Annotated in this window: 13 protein-coding genes and 1 pseudogene; all 14 read right to left on the reverse strand. The window is 53.9% G+C overall.

Annotation, left to right across the window (positions count from 1 at the left end; all coding sequences use genetic code 11):
* Nucleotides 1-265: pseudogene (locus G544_RS20945) on the reverse strand (hypothetical protein); the annotation flags it as partial.
* Nucleotides 265-837, reverse strand: coding sequence for a DUF3486 family protein (locus G544_RS0117710; RefSeq protein WP_036024494.1), 573 nt, complete (start codon nt 835-837; stop codon nt 265-267). The gene G544_RS0117710 and the pseudogene G544_RS20945, both read right to left, overlap by 1 nt.
* Nucleotides 830-1,126: a VpaChn25_0724 family phage protein gene (locus G544_RS0117715; protein WP_027275825.1), complete on the reverse strand. Its 297-nt coding sequence runs from the start codon at nt 1,124-1,126 to the stop codon at nt 830-832. Before G544_RS0117715 ends, G544_RS0117710 begins: the two co-directional genes overlap by 8 nt.
* Nucleotides 1,126-1,428, reverse strand: a complete 303-nt coding sequence (locus G544_RS0117720) for a DUF2730 family protein (protein WP_027275826.1) — start codon at nt 1,426-1,428, stop codon at nt 1,126-1,128. The genes G544_RS0117715 and G544_RS0117720 overlap by 1 nt, the downstream gene beginning before the upstream one ends.
* Entirely contained in the window at nt 1,421-1,642 is a 222-nt protein-coding gene (locus G544_RS22770) for a TraR/DksA C4-type zinc finger protein (protein ID WP_027275827.1), read from the reverse strand. Before G544_RS22770 ends, G544_RS0117720 begins: the two co-directional genes overlap by 8 nt.
* Nucleotides 1,639-2,241 carry a hypothetical protein gene (locus G544_RS22260; RefSeq protein ID WP_027275828.1) on the reverse strand — a complete coding sequence of 201 codons (603 nt, stop codon included), beginning with the start codon at nt 2,239-2,241 and terminating at the stop codon, nt 1,639-1,641. The genes G544_RS22770 and G544_RS22260 overlap by 4 nt, the downstream gene beginning before the upstream one ends.
* On the reverse strand, nt 2,234-2,467 hold the full coding sequence (locus G544_RS0117735) for a hypothetical protein (protein WP_027275829.1): 234 nt from the start codon (nt 2,465-2,467) through the stop codon (nt 2,234-2,236). Before G544_RS0117735 ends, G544_RS22260 begins: the two co-directional genes overlap by 8 nt.
* Nucleotides 2,452-2,727 (reverse strand): hypothetical protein, encoded by a 276-nt coding sequence (locus G544_RS21880; RefSeq protein WP_071783420.1) that lies wholly within the window; start codon nt 2,725-2,727, stop codon nt 2,452-2,454. Before G544_RS21880 ends, G544_RS0117735 begins: the two co-directional genes overlap by 16 nt.
* Nucleotides 2,712-3,224, reverse strand: coding sequence for a glycoside hydrolase family 108 protein (locus G544_RS0117740; RefSeq protein ID WP_027275830.1), 513 nt, complete (start codon nt 3,222-3,224; stop codon nt 2,712-2,714). The genes G544_RS21880 and G544_RS0117740 overlap by 16 nt, the downstream gene beginning before the upstream one ends.
* A gap of 155 nt (nt 3,225-3,379) precedes the next feature.
* Nucleotides 3,380-3,805 (reverse strand): Mor transcription activator family protein, encoded by a 426-nt coding sequence (locus tag G544_RS0117745; RefSeq protein ID WP_027275831.1) that lies wholly within the window; start codon nt 3,803-3,805, stop codon nt 3,380-3,382.
* On the reverse strand, nt 3,798-4,334 hold the full coding sequence (locus G544_RS0117750; RefSeq protein ID WP_027275832.1) for a hypothetical protein: 537 nt from the start codon (nt 4,332-4,334) through the stop codon (nt 3,798-3,800). The genes G544_RS0117745 and G544_RS0117750 overlap by 8 nt, the downstream gene beginning before the upstream one ends.
* Nucleotides 4,331-5,095: a gp16 family protein gene (locus G544_RS21430; protein ID WP_051155823.1), complete on the reverse strand. Its 765-nt coding sequence runs from the start codon at nt 5,093-5,095 to the stop codon at nt 4,331-4,333. Before G544_RS21430 ends, G544_RS0117750 begins: the two co-directional genes overlap by 4 nt.
* An 84-nt stretch (nt 5,096-5,179) precedes the next feature.
* Nucleotides 5,180-5,623 (reverse strand): hypothetical protein, encoded by a 444-nt coding sequence (locus tag G544_RS22265; protein WP_134388955.1) that lies wholly within the window; start codon nt 5,621-5,623, stop codon nt 5,180-5,182.
* Complete coding sequence (locus G544_RS0117770) at nt 5,620-6,081, reverse strand: hypothetical protein (RefSeq protein ID WP_027275834.1); 462 nt, start codon at nt 6,079-6,081, stop codon at nt 5,620-5,622. Before G544_RS0117770 ends, G544_RS22265 begins: the two co-directional genes overlap by 4 nt.
* Nucleotides 6,082-6,449: the final 368 nt, after the last annotated feature.

Genomic DNA, 6,449 nt, shown 5'->3' on the forward strand with positions numbered 1-6,449 from the left:
GAGCCATGTCTTTATTGGAGCCGACGTAAAACGTATTGCAGCCGCTCGCATCGCGAGCCAGCGATGCATTCAGCGCCGCATCAGCAGCCTCAGCCCACGTAAGGCCGGTGCGGCGGGATTTCTCTGCGACCTTCAACACTGAGGCGTCAGCTATCCAGCGCTTCTGGTAGCCCAACAGTAAATCGTTTTTTTGGAAGGTGTTGCCGAGCACCGCGTTAACGGAGGCAGACGTCGTTGACAGCAGTTGAGCGTTGAGCGTTGACATTACGATAGCCCCATAATTTCGCGTTTAATTTCCGCTGCCGTCTCTTTCGATATCCCGGCAGATTTCACCGCGCGATTGACCACCTCAGCCGCCTGTGCAGCGAACGCCGCGCGGATCTCCTTCTCGCGTTTGTGGCTCACCATCGCAGCCTGCTCAATGCGCTGGGAAAACAACGCCAGTTGATTAAGCTCTTTTGGACTGACGGTTTCTCTTCCCTCACTGAGTTTTAAGGTGGTGTCATACGCCAGCGTCCTGACCAGCTCCTGTACCATTTTGCCGACATCCGACGTCGGGGCATCGCCGAGTTTTGCAACCCACATCTCAGACACCTCTCGCGCCTGACGAATACGCTCGCCAATCTCTTCCATGCGAGAGGCGTAGCGGTTCAGGCCGGTGCGACTAAGCTTGTGCTCATCGCTCAGGCCGTGGGCGTCTATCAACTCATTGACGGCGTCGCGGATATCTTCCTGTGTGTTGCGCTTATCGCGCAGCAGGCGATGAAGCTCATCACGGATAACATCCGGCAGCAGGTCGATTTTTGACGGGCGGCCGCGCGTGCGCTTATCACTCATCACCAAACCTCGGACGCTTGACGCCGGGTACGCGAACGCGACCTTCACCGACGTCCGTGCCGCGACGGGTCAGACTGGCGACCATGCAGCCGCCGACGTCAGACAGAGAGACCAAACGGTTTTCATCCAGCCAGCTCAGATGACGGCGGACTTCATCCCGGCTCACGTAATGGCCGTAGGAGTCAAGGCAGGTTTGCAGAATAGACTCGTTCGCCTTACCACCGCAGTCGCTGATAGAGCGCAGCAGCACTAAGCGACGGTCTTCGTCCAACAGGTGTTTAAGCCCCATTATTTCTTTTCCTTCAGTTCGTTTTGCAGTAACAGGTCACTCAGATTGCGCAGATTGCGAAGCTCAGGCAGCGCCGCCTTTAGGTCGCCGCGCAAGTTCGCCATGTCCAGTTGCAGCGCGTGCAGCTCCTTCTGGTTCGGCAGCGATGACAGCGACTTCTCTAACGCATTCATGCGCGTTTTCAACAGCTCAACGTCGTCACGCTTGGCATAGGTGCGAGCCATGACGGTTAACGCGCAAATCACAATGGCCGAGCCAATAGACCAAACCATCGACCAATGGGTCGCAATAAAATCAAACACGGTAGTGACGCCTCCGGCGTTCATATAAAAGTTGGCAGTCGATGCAACGCTCGGCGCAGGGATTGGCCTTCAAGCGAGCCACCTCAATAGGCTGGTCACAATCCACACAGACCCCATCACTGGTAGCGGGCTTAGGGCGGTTTTGGTGACGGGCGATAGCCAGCTCCCGAATAAAGATTTCGCGCGCACTACCCCGGTCGATAACGTCACTCACGGCGCTCCCCTTGCTTCCGGTTCCATTGGTCGATAAGCATCAATTGCTGCTCCAGCTTCTGCGCCCACGTTCCGTACGCCGTCGCGTGAGTGAGTAGCGCCTTCGGCTCTCCCGACGTCGGCGGCGCGGGTTTCGGTGGGACGCGCAACAGTGCCCCCGGTATCTGAGGGCAATATCTTTCCGCCCTCTTTGGCTGAATATCCGAGGGCGGCACGGTAGAGGCGCAACCCATCAGGGCCAAGGCCGGTAAAAGCCTGACCATCGTGAGTAACAGCATAGGAAACACTCCGTTCGTGTTGTTGTTTGAGGGCGTCCAGCTCGTCGGACGTCTGGTGATACTCGTCGAGAAGCTGCTCGGAAAAGTCGCTCAGCTCTCGATAGCGTTGCTGTTCAGCCTTCAGGTCGTCGCTGTACTTCTCAGCGGCAAGGCGGCGGGCTTCACTAAAGGCCAGAGAGGCCGTGACAAGGTTCTTTTCGGCTTGAGTGACCTTGCGCCCCAAGCGCCCCTCGGTCACGGTTGCACCGAGACCGTAACCGAATACGACCGCCGATATTCCCAAAAACAGCGCCCAACCATAGGCGCGCAAAAAGTTAATCATGGTCAGGCACCTCGCGTGCGCGCTTGATAGATGCCTGTTTAGAGGCTTGATTCTGGGCTACCCATGCACCGAGGTAGCCAATAAAAAGCCACTCATCCATGCGCCCCAGATACGCGTACCAGAACAGCACCACCGTCGAGGCGACAAACGCCCCAGCAAGCGTCGTGTCGGACAGTGATAAACGCCCCGAAGGGGCGGAGATAAGCTGCTTTAATGAGGCAAACATGACGCCCCCTTGGCGATATCGCAGTGCAGGCGGATAGTGTGGGCGTCAACACTTAACCAGCCCCGCGCAAACAGTGACTGATAGGTGGCGTTATGGCTGTAGAGCGGCACTCGGTCACTAGGGTGCCCCGCAAGCTCAGCGCTCAGACGCTTGTCGTACCCATCACGGTAGGCGCGCGCATAGCGCGGATTACGCAACTCAGGGATAGCGCGCTTTAAAATCCGCTCAGGGATGGCGTCAGGCACTAAAAATCGAGACATACTTCGTTCACCAGCGCAATGAGGCGGTTGAACCAGCCATCGAGAAAACGCTTCTGGTTGGGATTACCGGCAATGATTTTGGCGTACGAGCGACTACGCTCGACAGCCAGACGCATCATGAGCTGCATGGAGTTCGTCACGCGCACAGCTTCGAAGGTTTTTGTGCCAATAATGCCGTCATCAGAGACGCGTACCGCACGCTGTAATTGCTGAACGGCCGCTTTAAGACCGTGATTGACGGCCGCGTCAAAGAGCATCAGCGCAATGGGGAAAGGGAGCTTATTGCAGCGGGCTTTAAGCCAATAGTCGGTATAGTAAATCTCGGCGGCCTGCTCGCGGGTCAGTGTCGCGATATTCAGATGCGGATAGGCCCGCTTGCTGATACCGAACTTGGTTTCGCCGCCCCGGTCAGCAGGGTCGTTAACATAACCGCCCTCAACACTCAATAGGTAGTTGATAGCGCGAACAAATGCAGAGTCAGTGTGATACGTGGACATGGCCCCAATTCCCAATAATTGATAATGGGTTTAGGGTAATCGGGCGCGGGGTGGTAGTGGGTTTGGGGTGGTTCTAACAAAAACCCCGCATGATGGCGGGGTAAAGAATACTCAATGTATCAAAAAAGCGGCAGTCATCACTACCGCTTTTTCATTCACTCCAAGGCATCAAGCATATCCGGCTGATAGCGACGACGATGTAACTGCCGCTGTTTTCGCAGGATGTCATAGATATGCGACTGTGTAAGCCCGTATTTTTCAATCAGCTCGTCGATGTTATTACCACAAAACTGTGCGTAAATCTCATAATCCCGTAGGGCAGCACGGAGCACTTCCCCCGTTGGCAGGTAAACCGCACGACCGCCAAAGTAGTTGGAAATGCAGATAGCGAGCTTCATCGCGACAAGCTGAGCCTCAGAGACATCCAGACGCGCCAGTTCGTGCGCTAGAACATCTACCAAATCAACCAGAAACCGAGGCCACTTATCCCTGATTTCTTCCGGCGGGATGGTATCTAGTCGGTCGAGGAGCTGAGCCAGTTCGTTATGCTCAGTGGTAAACAGGTCAAGGTTGTCATTCATCGCGCTTCTCCTTTTCCCTCTCTTTTTTAGCCAGCCACTCCGGGCCTCCGTGAACTTTGTTCAGGTCTATCCCCATGCGCTGAAAGTTCTCGAAGTAGGCATCTTCCGAATCGCGGCCGGGTGAGGGCTTCTCGCCTTGCTGCCGCTCCCGTGCGTCAACCGTACTGGTTTTGGCAAACAACTCTTTAGACGTCGAGTAGACTGTCGCCAGATAGGCATGATTGGTGAGCGGCTTTTTATCACCAGCATTACGCTTGGCGCGAAGGCGCTCAACCGTCTCGCTTAAGGCGTGCGCCAGAACACGCCCCGGCGGGTACAGGTCAAGGACTTCCCGCGCCAGTTTCAGGGCGCGGGCATTGCTCAGGTTGGACTTTTCAGGCCGAAAAAGTCCGATGTACGCTATCAGGTGACGAGCGCAACTTCCCGGCAGAGGAAGAATAAGCGCCAGAAGCTCACGACCGGCATCATCTTCCATCAGCGCATCAAGGTGCAGGTCTGAGTGACAGACCGGACAGCGAGCGATTTTCATAACCTAACGCCCCCTTTGCCGTAAAAAATCCGATTTTTGGTGATGACGCGAAAGACCTGCTTTGTACAAGCGGGGCACATGGCAAGCGAGTCCCACGCTTCTGAGCAATCCGTTGGTGCAGGTACTTCAGACCGGTAACCACAAAACGGACAATAGGTGTCAAGCATATGGCTCCCTGACGCGTGATGCCGTGCGAGGTAGTTGTCATGCTGGATGATGCGCGCATACAGTGAAGACACCGGCTCGTAAGACTCCAACGTTCTACCTGACCTGTCCCGAGGGAAATTAATGCGACGCGCCTTTAACGCCTTCTTCATTTCCCTCAGATGCCACCCCTTGAGGGTCTCCAGCACCTGATAAGCAAGGCGACTGTCCAACCAGCCAACTTCCGCCACGCCGGCGCCGTCGTTAAGCTTCGCCGTCATGCGCTTAACGAAACCGTTTAACGAGGTTTCCGAGGCGCTTTTCACAAAACCCTGCTTAGCCATCACGCACCAGATAGCGCGGATTTTGGGGATTTCCGGCGCTTTGCTCTGACCTTTTGCATTAGGCGTGACGCGCGCACCGCCTTTCTTTTTAAACTGGCGTTTAAATCCGGCATCTTTAAATGCCTGATAAACGGCGTTTAACTTGTCGAGACTCATCTGAGAGCAGGAGGTTTTACCGGTCAGCGCTTCGAGTTTTGAGCGGTAAGTTTCATCATCCAGACCGAGCTTGGTTTTTGCCACATGGATAAGGCGGATCAGTTGGGGCTTATTCATAAATCAGCACCCCCAACCAGACCACGCTCACTACAAAGGCCAGAACCCATCCCGCGATAAACAGCTTTGCACCTAATGAATATTTCATACCGCACCGCCTTCGGGCTTGTACCCGTCGAGGTTCATCAGAAAACGCAACACCATCGCACCAACCTGAATAGCCTCTTCGCGCATACGCTCCCGGTCATCGACATAGAAATGAAAGTCGATAGCGGCTTGCGTCAGCTCTCCGGCTTCCTCATTGAGGATGGCTGAGGCGTGCACGGCATCAGTCGGCCACTTGGGATGAGCGATACTCGCGCGGGTTAACTCGCCCACAAGCAAGGAAACTAGGGGAGCGATATGCGTTTCCATTGAGGGGGTATCAATACCGTCGCGGCGGTTCCAGCGGTCAAATAATTCTTCTAACCCAACAAGGAGCACGCCGCAGGAACGACAGCGAATGGAGACTTCAGGGCAGCCTTTTGGGGCATATAAATGAATATCGTGACTGCCACAGAACGGACAGGGTTTTAAGGTCGCTTTCATAGTGGGATGACCTCAACGAATATGGCATTGCAAGTGTCGGGGGTAATAACCTTAAAGCTCACCTCCTCCTTAAACATCAAGCCTTTTATTGGACAACGCTCATCCAACCAATCAGCAAGCAATTCCTCCAATTGAGCCAACTGGCTCATTCGAAGATCGCACTCATCCTGAGCGGAACCCGCAGCCAAGAAACAAGATAAATCCTCGCGAATGCTTGTGATGATATTATCGGCGTCAATTAAGCCGCTATAACTATGGCCGGTTGTCAGTTTACCCACATAGCAAAGCTCGTCATGCTCAGGCTGATGAATGGTGACAGCGCTACCTATCGCCTCCCCAATTGGGCAAGACAGGGGGACGGGCAACTCAACAGCGTCGCTATATCCCTCCCGAAGGAAGAACCAGTTTGTTGACTCCATTTGTTTATTACCTAGTGCGTTGGTACTTTCAGCTTTCATTGTCATTTCCTCTGTTTTAGGCGTAGCCGCGCCCCGGCGGGTTTACGCCAAATAAAGCTATTGTTTAATGATTAATAACCAGCTATAGATCCAATTCCATCACTTGATAAGGAGTTGTTCCCATGGCTATGTCTAAGTGTCCTAAATGCGATGGCCTTTTATTTGAAGCCGTCGTTAAAGACAATGTTTATAATTACAATCGCAGCCTTGCCTTCATTCAATGCCGCACTTGTGGTTGCGTTGTAGGGGTAACGTATCAACAGCATATTCCAAGTGTGTTGGACTTAATTAAACAAAAGTTAGGAATACGTACTTGATATAACTCCTCGTGATAACCCCTCAATAGCGGCGGCCAGACTACTCTCATC

It is taken from the genome of Leminorella grimontii ATCC 33999 = DSM 5078, from assembly GCF_000439085.1.
Taxonomy (GTDB): Bacteria; Pseudomonadota; Gammaproteobacteria; order Enterobacterales; family Enterobacteriaceae; genus Leminorella; species Leminorella grimontii.

Excerpts from the sequence above, each read along its gene's own strand:
- G544_RS0117770 (WP_027275834.1), bottom strand. The coding sequence starts at position 6,081 with ATGAAAGCTGAAAGTACCAACGCACTAGGTAATAAACAAATGGAGTCA.
- G544_RS0117745 (WP_027275831.1), bottom strand. The coding sequence starts at position 3,805 with ATGAATGACAACCTTGACCTGTTTACCACTGAGCATAACGAACTGGCT.
- G544_RS22265 (WP_134388955.1), bottom strand. The coding sequence starts at position 5,623 with ATGAAAGCGACCTTAAAACCCTGTCCGTTCTGTGGCAGTCACGATATT.
- G544_RS0117750 (WP_027275832.1), bottom strand. The coding sequence starts at position 4,334 with ATGAAAATCGCTCGCTGTCCGGTCTGTCACTCAGACCTGCACCTTGAT.
- G544_RS0117710 (WP_036024494.1), bottom strand. The coding sequence starts at position 837 with ATGAGTGATAAGCGCACGCGCGGCCGCCCGTCAAAAATCGACCTGCTG.
- G544_RS0117735 (WP_027275829.1), bottom strand. The coding sequence starts at position 2,467 with ATGTTTGCCTCATTAAAGCAGCTTATCTCCGCCCCTTCGGGGCGTTTA.
- G544_RS22260 (WP_027275828.1), bottom strand. The coding sequence starts at position 2,241 with ATGATTAACTTTTTGCGCGCCTATGGTTGGGCGCTGTTTTTGGGAATA.
- G544_RS21430 (WP_051155823.1), bottom strand. The coding sequence starts at position 5,095 with ATGAATAAGCCCCAACTGATCCGCCTTATCCATGTGGCAAAAACCAAG.
- G544_RS0117740 (WP_027275830.1), bottom strand. The coding sequence starts at position 3,224 with ATGTCCACGTATCACACTGACTCTGCATTTGTTCGCGCTATCAACTAC.
- G544_RS0117715 (WP_027275825.1), bottom strand. The coding sequence starts at position 1,126 with ATGGGGCTTAAACACCTGTTGGACGAAGACCGTCGCTTAGTGCTGCTG.
- G544_RS21880 (WP_071783420.1), bottom strand. The coding sequence starts at position 2,727 with ATGTCTCGATTTTTAGTGCCTGACGCCATCCCTGAGCGGATTTTAAAG.